We start from the raw sequence: 17,037 nt of genomic DNA on the forward strand, positions 1-17,037 counted from the left end.
GGAGCGAGCGGGATGAAAGAGATTCGGTTGAGAGTGACCGTAGTGGTTTGGCATGAAGGCAAAATTTTGGTGATCCGGGAAAAGAGCAAGAAAGGGATTTTTTACAGTTTGCCGGGCGGAAACGTGGAGTATTTGGAAGCGATACCAGATGCGACGAGAAGAGAAGTGTGGGAAGAAACGGGATTGCTCGTCGAAATGGAGCGTCTGCTGTGGGTGGATGACCGGATTGACCAGGAAGGCAACGGAAAGCACACCGTAGGGATTGCCGTGCTGGCCAAACTGGTTGGCGAGGAGACGACGCCAATCCCCGGTGGGCTGGAGGATGAGGAAATCGACTGGGCTGGCTGGGTGACGCTGGAGGAGTGGCGGGCGCTGCCGCAGTACCATAGCGCGCGGCCTGACCAGGTTTTGCAAGCGTTGAGCGACCCGGTTTATCGTCCGGGGTATATGGGGAACATGCTGGATCAGACCAATTGAACGAAAAGACGCGTGAGCACCGTCCTGCAAAAGCGGGACGGTGCTTTTCGTTGTTTCCCGGGTTCTCGCCGAGGAGCTGCTTGTGCGCCCCGCCCCGTCTGACCGGAAGCTACTTGTTATTCGCCGTTTTGCCGTTAGTCGACGGCGCTTTTTGCTTTTGCTGTATGGACGCATTTTTCCCTCTGGCAACGGCGAAAACGACGATGACGGCGGCCAGCACGGCTCCCGGCGTGAACGGCTCGGAGAGGAGCAGCCAGGCGGCGAGGATTGAGAGAAACGGCTGCAAGTACTGGGTCTGGCTGACTCGCGCAACTCCGCCCAGCGCCAGTCCGTGGTACCAGGCAAAAAAGCCGAGGAACATGCTGACGACGCTGATGTAGCCGAAGCCTGCCCAAACGGTCCAGGTGGCGTGCTGCAATTGCTCAAGCAGCGGCCCGGCGATGGGCACGACGAGAAATGGAAAGGCGATGAGCAACGACCAACTGATGACTTGCCAGCCGCCCATTGTTTTGGAAAGCTGTCCGCCAACTGCATAGCCGACTGCAGCGGAGATGACGGCGCCGAGCAGGGCGAGGTCGGCCCATTGCAGGGCGCTGAAGCCGGAGAAGACGGCGTAGCCGATAATCGTCAGGCAGGCGACGCCGCTGGAGATCCAGTACATTTTCGCAGGGCGCTCTCCGGAAAAAAAGGCGGCGGCTCCTGCGGTCGCAAGCGGCAGCAGGGCGATAATGACCGCCCCGTGGGTGGCGGGGACGCGCTCCATCGCCCACGAGGAGAAAAACGGAAAGCCGATGACGACCCCTGCCGAGACGAGGACTAGCTGCTTGAGCTGTGCCCAGGTTGGCAGCGGAACGCGTTTCAGCCAAAGAACGAGGGCGGCGAGCAGCGCGGCAATGAGTGCGCGGCCGAGGCCGGCTGACACGGGCGATAGGGTGGTGACGACGACTTTTGTCGCGGGCAAGGTCAAGCTGAAGCTGCACACTCCGAGCAAGCCGTAGAGCAAGCCTGCTTTTTCGGGGGGCATGCTGTTGCCTGGAATTGGTGGTTTGGATGGCGGGCATGTGCTCGTGCTTGGTAGCATCGTGTCGCTGTTTGACTGTCCCTGCACACCTCTGTCCGCTGCCGACTTGCCACTCAGTTGTACGGGCAGGCGACTGTTCCATATCGAGTCACCGCTCGACTGCGCCAGCGCACTCATTTTCAACAACTCGCCATCATCCATCACTGCCCGAGCCCCCACACCCGCCACATTCCGCATCCAGCCAGCTCTCCCCAGCGAACCTCCTGCTTTCATCTGTATCCCGTCCTTTGCTTGTAAAAAATGCGAACTGTTTTTCCAGCTTAGTGGAGGACAGTCAGGAACGGTAGAGCCAATTGGCGGCAGGAGGAGTAAGCCAATTTGTCGAAGCAGTGGCACAAAGACATGGGGGGAGGCGTAGGAGGATGGAATGGAAGCCTGACAAACATGCGGGAGCCCCGGTGTATCAGCAAATTACGAAGAGACTGGAGCAGCAAATCGTTTCCGGCGAGCTGCCGCCCGGGGCGTCCCTGCCTCCCGAGCGGGTATTGGCGAGGCGATACGGCGTCAATCGCGGGACGGTGTCGGCGGCCTATGAGGAGTTGCGCGCGATGGGGCTGCTGCAATCGTGGCAAGGGAGCGGGACATGGGTAAGCCGCCATTTGTGGGGAGTCCGGCAGATGCCGAATTGGTACAAGTACACAAATGGCGGGGCGTTTTTGCCTGCCTATCCGCTGGCGAAGCGCATCCAGGAAGCGTGTCTGGACGAGGGGATTATCAATCTGGCAAAAGCAGAGTTGCACAGTTCGATGATCCCGTCGCTGTCCGCAGAAAAATTGGGTGGGCTACAGCACATGAACCTGGAGCTTGGATACGCCCAGCCAAAAGGCGACCCGGCGCTGCGCGAGGTGCTGGTGGCGCATTTGGCGGAGAACTACGGGATCGAGGCATCGAGCGAAGAGATTTTGGTGACCTCGGGTGGGCAGCAGGCACTGCACCTGATTTCGCAATGCCTGCTGAATCCGGGAGATGCCATTGCCATGGAGGGGCCTTCTTACTCGTATTCGCTTCCGCTGTTCAGCTCCGCGGGCTTGCGCCTGTATCGCCTGCCGCAAGATGAGCAGGGCATCATCACAGAGGCGGTTTCGGCGCTGCACCGCGAGCAGCGCATTCGTATGGTGTTTGTCAACCCGACCTATCACAATCCGACCGGGATCGTGATGAGCGAAGCCAGGAGAGCGCAGCTTCTGGCCGTATGCCAGGAGCAGCGGATTCCGCTGGTGGAGGACGACGCCTACGGGGCGCTTACGCTGGCGGGCCAACCCCGGCCTCCCAAGCCAATCAAGGCAATCGACCAGTCCGGCAACGTGCTGTATGTAAACAGTTTGTCGAAGACGATCGCGCCCGGGCTGCGCATCGGCTGGCTCGTCGGGCCGCGCTCTGTGGTAGAGCGGCTGGCCGATGCCAAGCAGCAGATGGATTTCGGCACGAGCAGCATTTCCCAGCAGTTGGCGCGGCATTTTTTGCAGGAAGCATGCTGGCGCGGCCAGTTGCAAAAGCTATCGGCCTACTTGCTGCAGCAGCAAAAAGCGATGCACACCGTACTCGAAACCGAAATCAAACAGTTTGCGGCATGGAACAGGCCAGGCGGGAGCTATCACATCTGGTGCCGACTGCACGAACCGATCGAGGAAAAAGAGCTGCTGGATGCGGCGATCAGAGAAGGAGTCGTCTTTACACCGGGCGGCGTGTACGGCGCCGAGCCAGGCTGGCTGAGGCTGACCTATTCGTGGGAGGACGCGGAAAAGATCGAGGAAGGGATTCGCCGCCTGAAAAAAGTGCTGCAAACAAGCAGGCGTTAAGGAGCGCTTCCCTGGACCATACTAGGAAAATCACACCGGTATGGAAATGGGGGAGTTCCATGGGATTTTCGCTCATCATCGGTTTTATCGAATCCTGACCTCGTATTATTTGGCGCTTCTGCTTTGGTAATCGGACTGATCCTGCGTTTCGCTACTATATCGCCTACCGCAATCGGCAACTGACCCGCGATGCGGCCTTCGCAAAAGGGGGAGGCTACGCGCTCATCATCTTGTCAGGGGTCGTGATTATCCCCCATATGATCGTTATTTGCATTGGCCGAAGCGGCGGAGGTACGTTTGCACATGTACGCGGATTTCCGCCTGCGCGAACAAGTCATCCCACTCGTCTTTGTGCGCTTTCCAGTAAGCGTACTGATGCCTGCGAAATTCTTCGCCAAAGCCGAAGATGTCGGTCGCGTATTTTTTTTGCATCATGGCAATCAGATTTTCCGCCCGATGCTTGAGCGTGTGGTTAATTTGTTCTTCTTTCTTCCTGATTTTTCCAGAGTAGGGCGATGGTCGAAGCTGTTTTCGGCCACGTTGCCCTCGCCGCGAATCAACAGCGTAATTACCGGCTTCCCGTTTTCGACCGATGTTTTGACGGTAGAGCGGGCGCCCTTTACTTCCATCGTAATGAAATGGGGCCTCTTGTCTTTGTCCAGTTGCTTGACGATCACTTCATCGCCTGCCAAAAACGTTCCGTTAATCCAGCGGAGCGTTTTTACTTCCTGATCGCTCAGCCAGCCGATGAGACGATCTCCTTTCAGGATCGCGCCCCCTGCACAGGGCTGACGATGCCTGCTTCTACGGCAGCTTGTCCGATGACGAGACCGCCGACGATGCCGATCGTCTGGCCCATGATCTTAGGCAAACGCAGCCCGGCTTCCCACAACATTTCCAACGTTACCTCCATGAAGAATGCCTCCATAAGTGAAGGAAACGGCACTTCCGCTCTGGCGGAAGAGATGGTGAGCGCAAGCTGGGTCGGGATCATTCCCGGGTGGTAGGAAATAAGCGCAATGTACAAGGAAGGCAAAATGAGAGCGATACTGGCTCCGAAAATGCGGACGAGGCGGATGGCCGAGCCGATCATCCACCGTTCGTAATAATCGTCGGGCACCTGAAACAGCATCGAAAATGTGACAGGGACGATCAGCACAAACGGGGTGCCGTCTACCATGATGGCAATGCGCCCCTCCAGCAGCATGTGCAAGACTCGCGCCGGATTCTACGAGTATTGCGTCTGCGGAAAAGGAGTATACCAGCTATCCTCAATCCACTGCTCCACTGTTCCGCTGTCCAGCACCCCGTCGATCTCCATGGTCGAGAGACGGGTTTTCACTTCATCGAGAATGACCGGGTTGACGATGCCGTTTATGTACAGGAGCGCGACTTTTGTTTTCGTTCGCCTGCCGATTTGCCGAATGTCCACTTTCAGTTCCGGGTATCTGCGCCGGACGAGCGAAAGGTTGGTGCTCAACGATTCCACGAATGCGTCACGAGGGCCACGGAGCGTACTTTCATTTTCCAACTCTTGCACGCTGCGCTGCTCCATCCCGGTTCCGCTTGCCCGATACCATTTTTGATCTGCACGACTGTAGATCGCGACATTGCCGTATAAAACCGCTTCTATGGCCTCCTGGGCTGTTTCCAAAGAGCGAAAAGGAAACGGGCAATCCGGAACCGCCAGTTTTTCCACAATTTTATCCTGAATATAGTTGCTATCGACCAAGCACTCTAAAAAAATAAGCTGTAGTCATTTTCCCCGCACTGTAGCTGCCGCTTTACATAATCAAAGCTGCCATTCATTTTCTCTGTGATTTCTTGTTCCCAATTCAAAGCAAAACCTCCTGAAAAGGAATACGAGTAGTGTTTTAACAAGCGTCCAAATATATGCAGGAGAAGAAAAAAGACGCAAGCAGAAATGAACCGCAGCCATTGCAAAAGGCCACGATCGGAGTATAATGAGAAATATAATTTGCTAGGTAAATATTTGCGTCGAAGGCTCGTGCCTATATTTTTTTGTCGAAAAGTTGCCTTCGGGCAAAAAAAGTGACTTGATGCACAAATTGGGGTGAGGACATATGCTAACCAGATCAAATTCGAGCGAAGCGGCCCAAAATCAGCAAGGCTGGAGAAATGAGGCTGCTGCGCCATCGCTGCCGGAGGTCCACCGCTCCATGAAAATCCCGGCCAAAGGCTCCTGGATTCGCAAGTTCCTTGCTTTTGCCGGCCCGGGCTATCTCGTGGCAGTCGGCTACATGGACCCGGGAAACTGGGCGACGGACATTGCAGGCGGCTCGCTTTTCGGCTATTCGCTGCTGTCGGTCATCCTGCTGTCCAACCTGATGGCGATCTTGCTGCAGGCATTGGCCGGCAAGTTGGGGATTGTGACCGGACGGGACTTGGCCCAGGCGTGCCGCGATCACTACAGCAAGCCTGTCGCCATGGGGCTGTGGGTGCTGTGCGAGCTTGCCATTGCGGCGTGCGACCTCGCGGAAGTCATCGGCGCCGCGATCGCGCTCAACCTGCTCTTCGGGATTCCGCTCGTGTACGGGGTGCTCATTACAGCTCTCGACGTGATGATCGTGCTGTTTTTGCAAAACAAAGGCTTTCGCTACATCGAATCGCTCGTAATCGCCCTGATTGTGACGATTGGCGCCTGCTTTGCGTTTGAGATGATTTGGTCGCAGCCGGATATCGCAGGCATTTTCGGGGGCTTTATCCCGACGGCCGAGATTGTGAAAAATCCGGAGATGCTCTACATCGCCATCGGGATTTTGGGAGCGACGGTCATGCCGCACAACCTGTATCTGCACTCGTCCATCGTCCAGACGCGCCAGTACGAGCAGACGACATTGGGGAAAAAAGAAGCGATCAAATACGCGACGCTCGATTCGACGATTGCCCTTGTGTTCGCGATGGCGATTAACGCCGCGATTTTGATCTTGTCGTCCGCGACCTTTCACAAGGCAGGCATGACGGACGTGGCCGATATTGCCGATGCATACCATTTGCTGGCGCCGTTGCTCGGAACTACGCTCGGAAGCATTTTGTTCGGCGTCGCGCTGCTTGCGGCGGGCATGAACTCGACTTTGACCGGGACACTCGCCGGACAGATCGTCATGGAAGGTTTTTTGAACTTGCGGATTACGCCTTGGCTGCGCAGGCTGATTACCCGCCTGATCGCGATTGTGCCAGCCGTCATTGTCACCGCGCTGTACGGCGAGAGCGGGGCCACTGACTTGCTGATTTTGAGCCAGGTCATCCTCTCCTTGCAGTTGTCCTTCGCTGTTGTGCCGCTGGTCCAGTTCACTAGCGACAAGGCGAAGATGGGCGAGTTTGCCAACGCCGGATGGCTGAAATGGCTGGCCTGGATCGTGGCCACAGTCATCATGGGGCTGAACCTGTATTTGCTTTTTCAAACGTTTTTCGGATAAACAACGGAAATCCTCTCTGTTTGCCAGGGAGGATTTTCCTTATTTACGCAACCTTTTCCCGGCTGGCTCGTATGAAAAATAGAAGCATTTTTTGAAAGGAGTGACAGGATATGGACGTGCTTGAAACCGTCTACATGGTTTGCCTTGTGAGTGGCATTATTTATACCGTCATATCGCTTTTATTCGGCGATACGGTCTCGGATTGGCTCGACCAGCTTCATCTGCCGCTGTTTCAGCCAATCACTTTTGTAAGCGGCCTCACCGCTTTTGGCGGCGCCGGGTATATTATGTCCCGGTTTACCTCCTTGTCTGATCTGGTCGTGTTTGCTTTGGCCGTGGTCATTGGGGCGGGGCTTGCGGTCTTCGCGTACTTCCTCTGGGTGAAGCCGATGAGCAAGGCGGAAAACTCGACGGGCTATTCGATGGCCCAGCTAGGCGGAAAGCTTGGCGAGGTAGGGACGACGATTCCGGCAGAAGGCTTGGGCGAAGTGTTGCTGCCCATGATTAGCGGGACGACCTACCACATGGCAGCCAGTCTGGAAGGAAAAAGCATCCCGCAAGGAACCCGTGTCGTGGTGGTCGAAGTGCGCGACCATGTCCTGTACGTAATCCCTTTCTCTACTGACTCATAAAAAGGAGCTGAGCGAACATGTTTGAACCTGGCATTTTGACAACGGTCGGTGTCGTCGTCGCAGTCTTTCTCGTGTTAGGTATCGCGTTTTGGGCGCGGTATAAAACGGTTGGCGCCGATGAAGCCATGATCGTGACGGGAAGCTACCTGGGCACGAAAAACGTGCTGAGCGACGAATCCGGCCGCAAGATGAAGATCGTCCGCGGGGGCGGCGCGTTTATTCTTCCGATTTTTCAACAGGCCAATTTTTTGAGTCTTCTGTCTCATAAGCTCGATGTGTCCACTCCGGAGGTTTACACCGAGCAGGGCGTACCCGTCATGGCGGACGGCGTGGCGATCATCAAGGTAGGCGGCTCCATTGAGGATATTGCCACCGCAGCCGAGCAGTTCATGGGCAAATCAGACGAAGCGCTCCGCGCAGAGGCGCAGGAGGTGCTGGAAGGCTACCTGCGTGCGATTCTCGGCAGCATGACCGTAGAGGAAATTTACAAAAACCGTGAGCGCTTTGCCCAGGAGGTTCAGTCGGTCGCGGCGAAGGACCTGAAAAAAATGGGACTGTCCGTCGTCAGCTTCACGATCAAGGATGTTCGCGACAAAAACGGCTACCTGGCGGCGTTGGGGATTCCGCAGATCGCGGCCGTGAAGCGGGACGCGACGATTTCCCAGGCCGACGCAGACAAGGAAGCGCGGATCAGACAGGCCCAGGCGGAGGAAGAAGCGCGCAAGGCCGAGCTGTTGAAGGAAACGAACATCGCCGAAGCGGAAAAAGAAAAAGAATTGAAGGTGGCCGCCTTCAAGCAGGAGCAGGACAAAGCGCGTGCCAGTGCGGACCAAGCCTACAAGCTGCAGGAGGCTGTCGCCAAACAGCAGGTAACGGAAGAGGAAATGAAGATTGATCTCGTGCGCAAGCAAAAAGAGATCGAGCTGGAGGAAAAAGAAATTTTGCGCCGCGAGCGGCAATATGACGCGGAAGTGAAGAAAAAAGCCGATGCGGACCGCTACTCGGTGGAGCAGGCGGCAGAAGCGGAAAAGGCGAAAAAGCTGAAAGAAGCGGATGCGCTCAAGTACCGGATCGAGGCAGAGGCAAAAGCGATGGCGGAACAGAAGCGACTCGAAGGTCTGGCGATCGCGGAAGCCGAAAAGGCGCGAGGAAGCGCCGAAGCGGAAGTTACCCGTCTCAAGCTGGAAGCCGAAGCGGAAGGGAAGGAAAAGCTGGCGGAAGCATTCGAAAAGTTCGGGCATGCGGCCGTCCTGGACATTATCGCCAAGATGCTGCCTGAGCTGGCTGCGAAAATTGCCGAGCCGATGAAAGCGATCGACAAGGTGACGATTGTGGATGCAGGCGGCGGCCAGGGCGACGGCGTCAACCGGCTGAGCGGCAACGTCACCAAGCTGATGGCGCAACTGCCAGAGATGCTGAAAGACGTCTCCGGTCTAGACATGAACAAAATGATTAGCGATTTCATGCAAAAGGGCGGCTCTGCCCCAGCCAATCCTGCTGCCGCTCCTGGCCAGCCATCCGCTCCATCCGTCTCTAACCTGCTGGCGGGAAAAGCCGCAGAAGACAAGGCGCAAGCAGCCAAACCGACGGATCATCAAGCATAGAAACCAAGGCATAACCCAAGCATAGAGAGCCACATCAAAATGCATCAAAACGCATCGCAAAAATCCCCCTTCGCTTACAAGGGGGATTGCTGTTTTTAATCGGCCCTGTCCACCTGCTTCAAGTTGCCGGAGTGCTTCATCAGCTCACTGACGGTCACGAAGCGGTAGCCGCGTTTTTGCAGCTCGGGCAAAATCTGTTCCAGCGCCTGTACGGTCTGCTTCCGGTTTCCGCCGTAGTCGTGGAACAGGACGATGTCGCCATTGCGGGCGTTGCCCAGCACCTTGTCGACGATTTTTTTGACGCCGGGGTCTGTCCAGTCGCGCGTATCCTGGTGCCACGACCACATGACAATCAAAAAGCCGGCCTGCTTCGCGGTATGGACGACAGACTCGCTGTAGTATCCCCCAGGCGGACGGAACAGTGTAGGCCTGACTCCGGTTGCGGAGAAAATCGCCTCCTGCGTTTTTTCTACCTCGTCGCGCAGCCGTTCGGGAGTGAGCTTGCGAATGTCGGGGTGGTTGAAGGTGTGATTCGCGATCTCGTGCTGATCCTGGGCGAGCGAGCGAACCAATTCCGGGTATTGGCTGACGCGCGAGCCGACTACGAAAAACGTCGATTTTGCCTCATACTTTTTCAACAGGGCAGCGATCTCCGGGGTGTACCTCGGGTCGGGGCCGTCGTCAAAGGTGAGGGCGATCACCTTGCTGTTTGTCGGCACCTCCCAGACGATTTCGCCGCGCGTCTCGTAGTATTCGCGATTTTTTTCACGCAGCGCCAAAGCGGACTGGCTATAGGTAGTAACGAGCAAGACGGCACAGGTGATGAGCCAAAAGCGCATATGTTTTTTCATCGGTGGCACCTCTCATTGAATCTATCTCCCGTTACTATGCGCCAACCGTTCGGGAATATTCTTTTCAGTCCTCGCGGAAAAGACACTTGTACTTTTTGGGTGGATACATTAAGCTAGTAACAGACTTCCTGAACGAAAAAGAACGGACAAGAGCGGATAGATGGAGGAGTAGAGATGAAAGTAGCAAAATTTGGTGGCACTTCCCTGGCGAATGCCGAGCAAATAAAAAAAGTATGCAGCATCGTTTTGGCTGATCGAAAGCGGCGGATTGTCGTCGTTTCGGCACCTGGCAAAAGACATAAGGACGACACGAAAGTAACCGACCTGTTGATTCGCTACGCCACCCGTTTTTTGCAGGACGGACAGGCGGACGCGGAAAAACAGGCTGTTTTTGAGCGCTATCGGGAGATCGTGGCGGAGCTGGGACTGGGAGAGGAAGCCGGGCAGCAACTGGAAAGCGAGCTTGATGCGGTGCTGAGCAACCGAAAGGGGCTGTCGGCTGAACGGTTTATGGACGCGGTCAAAGCCGCAGGAGAAGATACGTGCGCGAAGATCGTGGCGCACTACTTGCGGAGCCTGGGCGAAGAGGCCAGCTATGTGAATCCGAAAGACGCCGGAATGCTGGTGACAGATGAAGCGGGCAACGCCCACGTCTTGCCGGAGGCGTACGAGCAGCTTGCCGCGCTGCGGGAGAGAAAGGGGATTACGGTCTTTCCGGGCTTTTTCGGCTATGCGGCGAGCGGGGAGCTGGTGACGTTTTCGCGTGGAGGCTCGGATATTACCGGCTCGATTCTCGCTGCGGCGGTGACTGCGGACGTGTACGAAAACTTCACCGACGTAGATTCGGTGTACGTCGTCAACCCCAATCTGATCGCCAATCCGCGAAAAGTGAAAGAAATCACGTACCGCGAGATGCGCGAGCTGTCCTATTCGGGCTTCAGCGTCTTTCACGAGGAAGCGCTCATTCCGGCGTACCAGGCGGACATTCCCGTTTGCATCAAAAATACAAACAACCCGTCTGCGCCGGGAACGATGATCGTAGCCGAGCGGCCCTACGCGACAAACCGGGTGTCGGGGATTGCCAGCGACAGCGGCTTTTGCAGCATCTACGTCAGCAAGTTTTTGATGAACCGCGAGATCGGCTTTGGGCGCAAGCTGTTGCAAATTTTCGAGGAGGAAGGCATTTCCTACGAGCATACCCCTTCTGGCATTGACAACATTTCCGTCATCCTGCGCGAAAAAGACCTGACGGAAGACAAGGAGAAGCGGATTATCGAGCGCATTTTCCGCGAGTTGGAAGCCGATGATGTCGCGGTGCAGCACAGCCTCGCGCTCGTCATGATTGTCGGGGAAGGCATGCGTCAATCGGTCGGCACGACCGCCAGAGCGACGACTGCGCTCGCGGCGGCGAAAATCAACCTGGAGATGATTAACCAAGGCTCGTCTGAGGTCAGCATGATGTTCGGCGTCAAAGCGGCCGAAGCGAACCGCGCCGTCATCGCCTTGTATCAGGAGTTTTTTGGAGACGACGCGGAGTCGGCAGACGAGGTGTCTGCCACTTCTGTTGCGTCCGTAAGCGTGTAGTCGCGCGCAACGAATCTGCCGTCCTGCCATTGATAGACGCGCCAATCGGGAACATCCGCGGCCAGGCCGACAATCCAGTAGGACAGCGATGGGTAGTGCCAGCCCGCCGCATCCCGCGCGGAAGGGATGGGAGCGGTGTGCGGATGGGTGTGCAGGACGCCCAGCCATTGCAGATGGCGCTTGCGAATGTCGCCAACCGCCTGGAGAAACGCAGGGCCATCCCAGGAAAAGGCGTGCTTGTCCAAAGAGATCGGCATGGAAATGAAATCGGTAATCGCTGCCCCTCTGCCAACGAGCAGGGCAGAATATTCATAGGGAAACGCCTCTTGTGCAGCATACAGGAGGCGTTTCGCTACTTTTCGCTCCAAACATATTTTGTTATCCTTAGACGCAAAGGGTTCACCTAACCAGTCCGTTGATTGCATGAGGAATCGTCCTCCTTCTGCTCTATTCCATTAAAATCCGGAGGTTTTTTGTGCCATGAGTACGATACATGTGGGAGTCTGCGGGTGGGGCGACCATGACACATTGTACGGCCAGGGTGTACGGAGCCGTGACAAGCTGGCTGTTTACGCCAGCCACTTTCCGATCGTGGAGGTGGACAGCTCCTTCTACGCCATTTTACCACAGCGCAATTACGAGTCGTGGGTCCGGGATACGCCGGACCGCTTTGGATTTATCGTGAAGCCGCATCAAGCGATGACCGGCCATCTGCGAGGGGATGCCCCTGTCAACCGCCGCGAGCTGTTCGCGCAGTTTGAAGAGAGCATCCAGCCGCTGGTGGAGGCGGGCAAGCTGAAGGCGCTGTTGTTTCAGTTTCCGCCGTGGTTCGATTGCACGCGCGAGCACGTCCAGTACGTCCAGGCTTGCCGTCAGGCGCTGGCCGCTTATCCGTTTGCCGTGGAGTTTCGCCACCAGAGCTGGTTTGAAGCGTGTTTTGCGGAGCGCACACTGGACTTTTTGCGCCAGATCCATGCGGTGCACGTCCTGTGCGACGAGCCGCAGGTGGGAACAGGTTCGGTCCCGATCGTGCCAGCCGTCACGCATCCTGCTCTGGCGATTGTCCGGTTCCACGGGCGCAACAAAGCAGGGTGGCGCGATCCGGGCGAAGGCCAAAACTGGCGCGACGTGCGCTACCTGTACCGCTACAGCGAGCAGGAGCTGACAGAGTGGCTCGTCCACATTCGCAAGATCGAGCAGGAAGCGGATGAAGTTTGCATTTTGTTCAACAATAACTCTGGAGGCGATGCGGCAGCGAATGCCAAGCAGTTTTCAGACATGCTCGGACTCGATCCGAGCGGTTTGAACCCTCGACAGATGGAGTTGTTCTAAAAGGAAGAAAGAAGGGGAGCCATGCTTGTAGCTATCGCTGCGTTGTTTTTGCTAATTGGGGTAGTCGCTGGCGTGATCGGCAGTATCGCCGGGCTGGGCGGCGGCATCTTTTTTGTGCCGGCGCTGATGTTTTTCGCCAACTGGTATGAGCCGGGTTCGATGCCTCCGCAGGTGGCGGCTGCGACTTCCTTGCTCGTGATTGCGGTGACGGCCTTGTCGTCATCCATCTCGTACATCAAACAAAAAAAGGTCGACATGCAGAGTGCCCTGCTTTTTTTTATCGGCAGCGCACCGGGTGCTATCGTGGGTGTCTACCTTAATACATTACTAGCAACAGAAGATTTTACACTGCTGTTTGGCCTGTTTCAGTTGTGCATGTTCGTGGTCCTGATGGTCAAGGACAAACTCCGGCCGCGCCAGATCAACTGGGAAGTGAAGCGGCAGTTCGTCGACAACGAAGGCAAGGAATACGAGTATGGATATAGCAGGTGGAGCGTCATTACGATCGCCTTTTTTGTCGGGATCACGTCCTCGCTGTTCGGCGTGGGTGGCGGCGTGCTGATGGTTCCGGCGATGATGCTGCTGTACCGTTTTCCTCCGCATATCGCCACAGCTACCTCCATGCTGGTCATTTTTTTCTCGGCGGTGGTTGGCTCGGTGACGAACATTTTCCACGACCATGTGAACTGGCTGTACGCCGCCATGCTTGCCCCAGGCGCATGGGCGGGCGGAAAGCTGGGCGCCATCGTGGCGAGCAAGCTGAAAGGGCGCACAATCGTCCTGTTTTTGCGCATCTTGATTTTGGCGATTGCGGTACAAATGATAATAAAAGCGGTTATCGGATAACGAAGAGAGACAAAGGGAGGGGAAAGTCGTGGCGGACACCTGTACCTTGCATTTGCTGCACACCAACGATTTGCACAGCCATTTCGAAAAAATGCCGCAGATTGCGACTTGCCTGAAAACGCGCCGCGAGCAGTGGGAGAGCCAGCAGGAGCATGTGCTGACCGTCGACATCGGGGACCATATGGACAGGATGGACGTCCGCTCGGAGGCGAGCTTCGGGAAAACGAATGTGAGCGTCCTGAACAGATGCGGCTACCAGTACGCGACGATTGGCAACAACGAGGGGATCACGCTGCCGAAAAGCAAGCTCGATTCGATGTACGAGCAAGCCGGCTTCACCGTCATCGTCGGCAACCTGCTGGACAGAGCGACGATGGCCCCTCCGGCCTGGGCTGTCCCGTATGCGATCCACACGTTTGGGGAGCTGCGCATCGCCTTGCTCGGCATGACCATCCCTTTTTCCTCCTATCAGAACATGGGCTGGGAAATCCGCGAGCCGCTGCCTGTTTTGCGTGAGCAAGTGGCCGCCTTGCGTTCTTCTGTCGATATCGTCATCCTGCTGTCTCACCTCGGCTACCCGACCGATTGCCGGCTTGCGCAAGAGGTCGAGGGACTGGATGTGATCCTCGGCGGACATACCCATCATACGCTGCCGCATGGCGAACGGGTGGGCAACACGCTGATCGCCCAGACGGGCCGCTTCGGCGAGCACGTCGGCCACATCAGGCTCGTCTGGGACCGCGCGGCCAAACAGATCGCAGACGTTTCGGCAGAGCTGTTTGAAACCGGGCAGTACGAGCCGGACCAGCGGCTGCTCGCTTTTTTGCAAAAAGAACACGAGTGGGCCCATGCGAGCCTGATTCGGCCGATTGCCAGGCTGGAGCGGGATTTGCGCGTCAACTGGACGGAGGAGACTCCGTTCGGCTCTTTTTTGGCAGCCAGCATTCGCAAGTGGACAGGGGCTGAAGTGGGAATTGCCAACGGCGGGCTTTTGCTGTCTGACTTGCAGCGCGGCAGCCTGACTTTTGCCCAACTGCTGAAAAGTGTGCCTCATCCGATCAACGCCTGCGCCGTGACGCTCACCGGCAGTCAGCTCGCTGCCGTGCTGGAGCAGGCGATCCAGCCGCAGATCGTGCATCGCGAGCTGCGCGGCTGTGGTTTTCGCGGCAAAATCGAAGGCTGGATGGCGGTGGACGGGCTGCGCATTCGGTATGAGGACTCCGAGGAGCCGCATATCGTGGCGATCGAGGTCAACGGCCAGCCGCTGGCAAGGGAGCGGGAGTATCGGGTCGGAACGGTCGACATGTTCATGTACAACCGCCTGTTCCCCGATTTGCTGCAGGGCAGGGAGATCGAGTATTTTCTTCCGGAAATGCTTCGCGAGGTGATCGCCAGCACGATTACCGACACAGCGCTTGTGCAAAACGCTTTTTTGCCGAGATGGGAAAAAGTGCCCTCGCCCGGTTCTGGGCATGCTATCGAGAGAAGCAAGGGGGATGAGCGATGAGGTTTATCGACGAAGTTTACGAACTGTACAAAGGACATTTCAATGGCGACGAGGAGGATATTACGGCAGTGGTTGTCGGCGTTTTGCACGAGCAGACGCGCGACGACCTGCTTGAGCTGGTGGAGGGCATGGACGAGGAAGAGCTGTTTCACATGCTGGCTACGTACATGATCGAAGTGATGAAGCGCAAGGTCGCGATGGAGGATGAACAGTTCCCGGCACCGCTCGTGCATTGAATGCGCCGCTTGGCGGCACACACTTTTGGCTCCTGTGTCATAGGATGGTAACGCAAAAGCAGGAGAGAAAAGGAGGGAGCGGGATGGTCGAAGTACAGCCTATCCACTTTCCGGAAGGGACGGCGATCGCAGTCACCGTGCGGCTGCCCAAGACGACATTGCTTGCGGTGACGACAGACAAAGGCTACATCATGTGCGGGGCATTGGACGTGGGCTTGCTGAATGAACGGCTGGCCAGCCGCGAAATTATTGCGGGCAGAGCCGTCGGCGTCAAGACGATCGACGAGCTGCTGGACGCGCCGCTGGAATCCGTGACGACGACAGCAGAGGCGCAAGGAATCACGGCCGGCATGATCGGGCGGGAAGCCGTCGTCAAAATGCTGTAGCATACACAGATAACGATACACGCTGAAACAAGGACGCCTTTGTCGATGAGACGAAGGTGTTTTTTGTGGGCGCGATTTCTTGGGAGCTAGAAATTTTTTCATGTAGAATTACGTCGAATCACGCTATAATAGGGGGTACTCTGATGAAAGGCGAAGGTTGGAAATGAGACTGAAATCCATTCATAAATGCCAGCCGGGCGACAAGCTTGCCCGTTCCATCTACGCAGAAAACGGAACGGTACTCGTTGGGGCGGGAGTAGAGCTGACCCAGCGAATGATCGAGCGCCTCAAGAGCAAGAACATCAACAGCCTGTACATAGAAGATACTCGCACGGACGATATCATGGTGGATACAGTCATTTCCGAAGGCACGCGCAGACAGGCGATGTCCATTATTCACGATACGTTTCGCAGTGTTCAGGAAGTGCCGCAAAAATGGCAGCAACTGTTAACGGACAAAAATCTGGGCCGCCAGTTGAGGCAAGTCATGTCGGCTGTCGCTGACGAACTGAAAGGCAGCAAATCAGCCATGAACCTGCTCGCCGACGCATGCGCCTTCGATAACTACATTTTCAGCCATTCCTTCAACGTCGCGCTCTACAGTACGGCACTGGCGATCAACACAGGCTGTACGGAAAGAGAGATTTTGGATATCTCCATCGGCGGCATGCTGCACGACATCGGCAAGATGCACATTCCGGATGAAATCCTGAAAAAGCCGGGCCGCTTGACGACAGAAGAGTTTGAAGTGATGAAAAAGCATGCCGAAATCGGCTTCGAGATGCTGCGCAGGCAGGACGACATCCCGCTGCTCGCCGCGCACTGCGCCTTCCAGCACCACGAGCGCTGGGACGGCTCCGGGTACCCGCGTCATCTGAAAAAAGAAGAGATTCACCCTTTTGGCCGCCTGATGGCCGTCGCTGACGTATTCGACGCCTTGACCTCGCATCGCGTCTACCGCCGGGGGATGCTGCCGCACGAAGCGATGGAAGTGCTCTATTCCGGGTCAGGCGTATTGTTTGACCAGTATTATGTCGAAGCTTTGCGCGACACGATTGCGCTCTACCCGGTAGGCTTGAGCGTGACGCTCAACACAGGCGTATCCGGCGTGGTTGTGGATTCCAACAAAGGCATGCCAAGCCGCCCCATCATCCGCATCTTGGTCAATGAAGAAGGGCAGGATCTGGCGCAGCCGTATGAATGCGATTTGTCGAAAATGCTTTCGCTGATGATCGTGGCGTGTGGCGACCTCGTCTAGCCAG

The 17,037-nt window shown here is 56.5% G+C and carries 17 protein-coding genes and 1 pseudogene; 12 read left to right on the plus strand and 6 right to left on the minus strand.

The window, feature by feature from the left end:
- The first annotated feature begins 12 nt into the window (after positions 1-12).
- Positions 13-477: an NUDIX domain-containing protein gene (locus M655_RS05340; protein ID WP_005829358.1), complete on the plus strand. Its 465-nt coding sequence runs from the start codon at positions 13-15 to the stop codon at positions 475-477.
- A gap of 109 nt (positions 478-586) precedes the next feature.
- On the opposite strand, the gene M655_RS05345 is transcribed toward M655_RS05340, so the two are convergent.
- Positions 587-1,771 carry a DMT family transporter gene (locus M655_RS05345; RefSeq protein ID WP_026558094.1) on the minus strand — a complete coding sequence of 395 codons (1,185 nt, stop codon included), beginning with the start codon at positions 1,769-1,771 and terminating at the stop codon, positions 587-589.
- A gap of 149 nt (positions 1,772-1,920) precedes the next feature.
- Between M655_RS05345 and M655_RS05350 the strand changes: the two genes are divergently transcribed.
- Entirely contained in the window at positions 1,921-3,357 is a 1,437-nt protein-coding gene (locus tag M655_RS05350; protein WP_026558095.1) for an aminotransferase-like domain-containing protein, read from the plus strand.
- Positions 3,358-3,621: 264 nt separating this feature from the next.
- Here the strand turns inward: M655_RS05350 and M655_RS05355 are convergent, their stop codons facing one another.
- The 3 genes and pseudogenes from M655_RS05355 to M655_RS05365 form a co-directional block, all read right to left on the minus strand.
- Positions 3,622-3,855, minus strand: a complete 234-nt coding sequence (locus M655_RS05355; RefSeq protein WP_081414766.1) for a Ger(x)C family spore germination C-terminal domain-containing protein — start codon at positions 3,853-3,855, stop codon at positions 3,622-3,624.
- The gene (locus tag M655_RS05360; RefSeq protein ID WP_081414767.1) at positions 3,798-4,127 is read right to left on the minus strand and encodes a Ger(x)C family spore germination C-terminal domain-containing protein; all 330 of its coding nucleotides are present in this window, start codon (positions 4,125-4,127) and stop codon (positions 3,798-3,800) included. Before M655_RS05360 ends, M655_RS05355 begins: the two co-directional genes overlap by 58 nt.
- Positions 4,121-5,056 (minus strand): annotated as a pseudogene (locus M655_RS05365) (spore germination protein). The gene M655_RS05360 and the pseudogene M655_RS05365 overlap by 7 nt, the downstream one beginning before the upstream one ends.
- Before the next feature lie 481 nt (positions 5,057-5,537).
- Between M655_RS05365 and M655_RS05370 the strand changes: the two are divergent.
- The 3 genes from M655_RS05370 (at position 5,538) to floT (ending at position 9,033) form a co-directional block, all read left to right on the plus strand.
- On the plus strand, positions 5,538-6,797 hold the full coding sequence (locus tag M655_RS05370; protein WP_005829368.1) for an Nramp family divalent metal transporter: 1,260 nt from the start codon (positions 5,538-5,540) through the stop codon (positions 6,795-6,797).
- A gap of 110 nt (positions 6,798-6,907) precedes the next feature.
- Entirely contained in the window at positions 6,908-7,429 is a 522-nt protein-coding gene (locus tag M655_RS05375; RefSeq protein WP_005829372.1) for an NfeD family membrane protein, read from the plus strand.
- A gap of 17 nt (positions 7,430-7,446) precedes the next feature.
- Complete coding sequence (gene floT, locus M655_RS05380) at positions 7,447-9,033, plus strand: flotillin lipid rafts scaffold protein FloT (protein ID WP_005829374.1); 1,587 nt, start codon at positions 7,447-7,449, stop codon at positions 9,031-9,033.
- A 95-nt stretch (positions 9,034-9,128) separates the two neighbouring features.
- Here floT and M655_RS05385 read toward each other — a convergent pair whose 3' ends face one another.
- Positions 9,129-9,884: a polysaccharide deacetylase family protein gene (locus tag M655_RS05385; RefSeq protein ID WP_025844120.1), complete on the minus strand. Its 756-nt coding sequence runs from the start codon at positions 9,882-9,884 to the stop codon at positions 9,129-9,131.
- A gap of 174 nt (positions 9,885-10,058) precedes the next feature.
- Between M655_RS05385 and M655_RS05390 the strand changes: the two genes are divergently transcribed.
- Complete coding sequence (locus M655_RS05390; protein ID WP_005829378.1) at positions 10,059-11,468, plus strand: aspartate kinase; 1,410 nt, start codon at positions 10,059-10,061, stop codon at positions 11,466-11,468.
- On the opposite strand, the gene M655_RS05395 is transcribed toward M655_RS05390, so the two are convergent.
- The gene (locus M655_RS05395) at positions 11,393-11,836 is read right to left on the minus strand and encodes a M67 family metallopeptidase (RefSeq protein ID WP_238502922.1); all 444 of its coding nucleotides are present in this window, start codon (positions 11,834-11,836) and stop codon (positions 11,393-11,395) included. The two genes, M655_RS05390 and M655_RS05395, sit on opposite strands and share 76 nt — an antisense overlap.
- 112 nt (positions 11,837-11,948) lie before the next feature.
- On the opposite strand from M655_RS05395, the gene M655_RS05400 reads away from it, so the two are divergent.
- The 6 genes from M655_RS05400 (at position 11,949) to M655_RS05425 (ending at position 17,033) form a co-directional block, all read left to right on the plus strand.
- Positions 11,949-12,800 (plus strand): DUF72 domain-containing protein, encoded by an 852-nt coding sequence (locus M655_RS05400; RefSeq protein WP_007787458.1) that lies wholly within the window; start codon positions 11,949-11,951, stop codon positions 12,798-12,800.
- 21 nt (positions 12,801-12,821) lie between these two features.
- Positions 12,822-13,646 carry a sulfite exporter TauE/SafE family protein gene (locus M655_RS05405; RefSeq protein WP_005829385.1) on the plus strand — a complete coding sequence of 275 codons (825 nt, stop codon included), beginning with the start codon at positions 12,822-12,824 and terminating at the stop codon, positions 13,644-13,646.
- 28 nt (positions 13,647-13,674) lie between these two features.
- On the plus strand, positions 13,675-15,153 hold the full coding sequence (locus tag M655_RS05410; RefSeq protein ID WP_026558100.1) for a bifunctional metallophosphatase/5'-nucleotidase: 1,479 nt from the start codon (positions 13,675-13,677) through the stop codon (positions 15,151-15,153).
- Entirely contained in the window at positions 15,150-15,389 is a 240-nt protein-coding gene (locus M655_RS05415; RefSeq protein ID WP_005829389.1) for a DUF6154 family protein, read from the plus strand. The genes M655_RS05410 and M655_RS05415 overlap by 4 nt, the downstream gene beginning before the upstream one ends.
- A gap of 83 nt (positions 15,390-15,472) precedes the next feature.
- The gene (locus M655_RS05420) at positions 15,473-15,775 is read left to right on the plus strand and encodes a YunC family protein (protein ID WP_005829391.1); all 303 of its coding nucleotides are present in this window, start codon (positions 15,473-15,475) and stop codon (positions 15,773-15,775) included.
- A gap of 163 nt (positions 15,776-15,938) precedes the next feature.
- Entirely contained in the window at positions 15,939-17,033 is a 1,095-nt protein-coding gene (locus M655_RS05425; protein ID WP_005829393.1) for an HD-GYP domain-containing protein, read from the plus strand.
- The last annotated feature ends 4 nt before the right edge of the window (positions 17,034-17,037 follow it).

This window comes from Brevibacillus sp. NSP2.1, from assembly GCF_000470975.2.
GTDB lineage: Bacteria > Bacillota > Bacilli > Brevibacillales > Brevibacillaceae > Brevibacillus > Brevibacillus agri.

Coding starts and splice junctions, on each gene's coding strand:
- floT (WP_005829374.1), top strand. CDS start 7,447: ATGTTTGAACCTGGCATTTTGACAACGGTCGGTGTCGTCGTCGCAGTC.
- M655_RS05370 (WP_005829368.1), top strand. CDS start 5,538: ATGAAAATCCCGGCCAAAGGCTCCTGGATTCGCAAGTTCCTTGCTTTT.
- M655_RS05425 (WP_005829393.1), top strand. CDS start 15,939: ATGAGACTGAAATCCATTCATAAATGCCAGCCGGGCGACAAGCTTGCC.
- M655_RS05340 (WP_005829358.1), top strand. CDS start 13: ATGAAAGAGATTCGGTTGAGAGTGACCGTAGTGGTTTGGCATGAAGGC.
- M655_RS05415 (WP_005829389.1), top strand. CDS start 15,150: ATGAGGTTTATCGACGAAGTTTACGAACTGTACAAAGGACATTTCAAT.
- M655_RS05350 (WP_026558095.1), top strand. CDS start 1,921: ATGGAATGGAAGCCTGACAAACATGCGGGAGCCCCGGTGTATCAGCAA.
- M655_RS05385 (WP_025844120.1), bottom strand. CDS start 9,884: ATGAAAAAACATATGCGCTTTTGGCTCATCACCTGTGCCGTCTTGCTC.
- M655_RS05405 (WP_005829385.1), top strand. CDS start 12,822: ATGCTTGTAGCTATCGCTGCGTTGTTTTTGCTAATTGGGGTAGTCGCT.
- M655_RS05375 (WP_005829372.1), top strand. CDS start 6,908: ATGGACGTGCTTGAAACCGTCTACATGGTTTGCCTTGTGAGTGGCATT.
- M655_RS05420 (WP_005829391.1), top strand. CDS start 15,473: ATGGTCGAAGTACAGCCTATCCACTTTCCGGAAGGGACGGCGATCGCA.
- M655_RS05390 (WP_005829378.1), top strand. CDS start 10,059: ATGAAAGTAGCAAAATTTGGTGGCACTTCCCTGGCGAATGCCGAGCAA.
- M655_RS05345 (WP_026558094.1), bottom strand. CDS start 1,771: ATGAAAGCAGGAGGTTCGCTGGGGAGAGCTGGCTGGATGCGGAATGTG.
- M655_RS05400 (WP_007787458.1), top strand. CDS start 11,949: ATGAGTACGATACATGTGGGAGTCTGCGGGTGGGGCGACCATGACACA.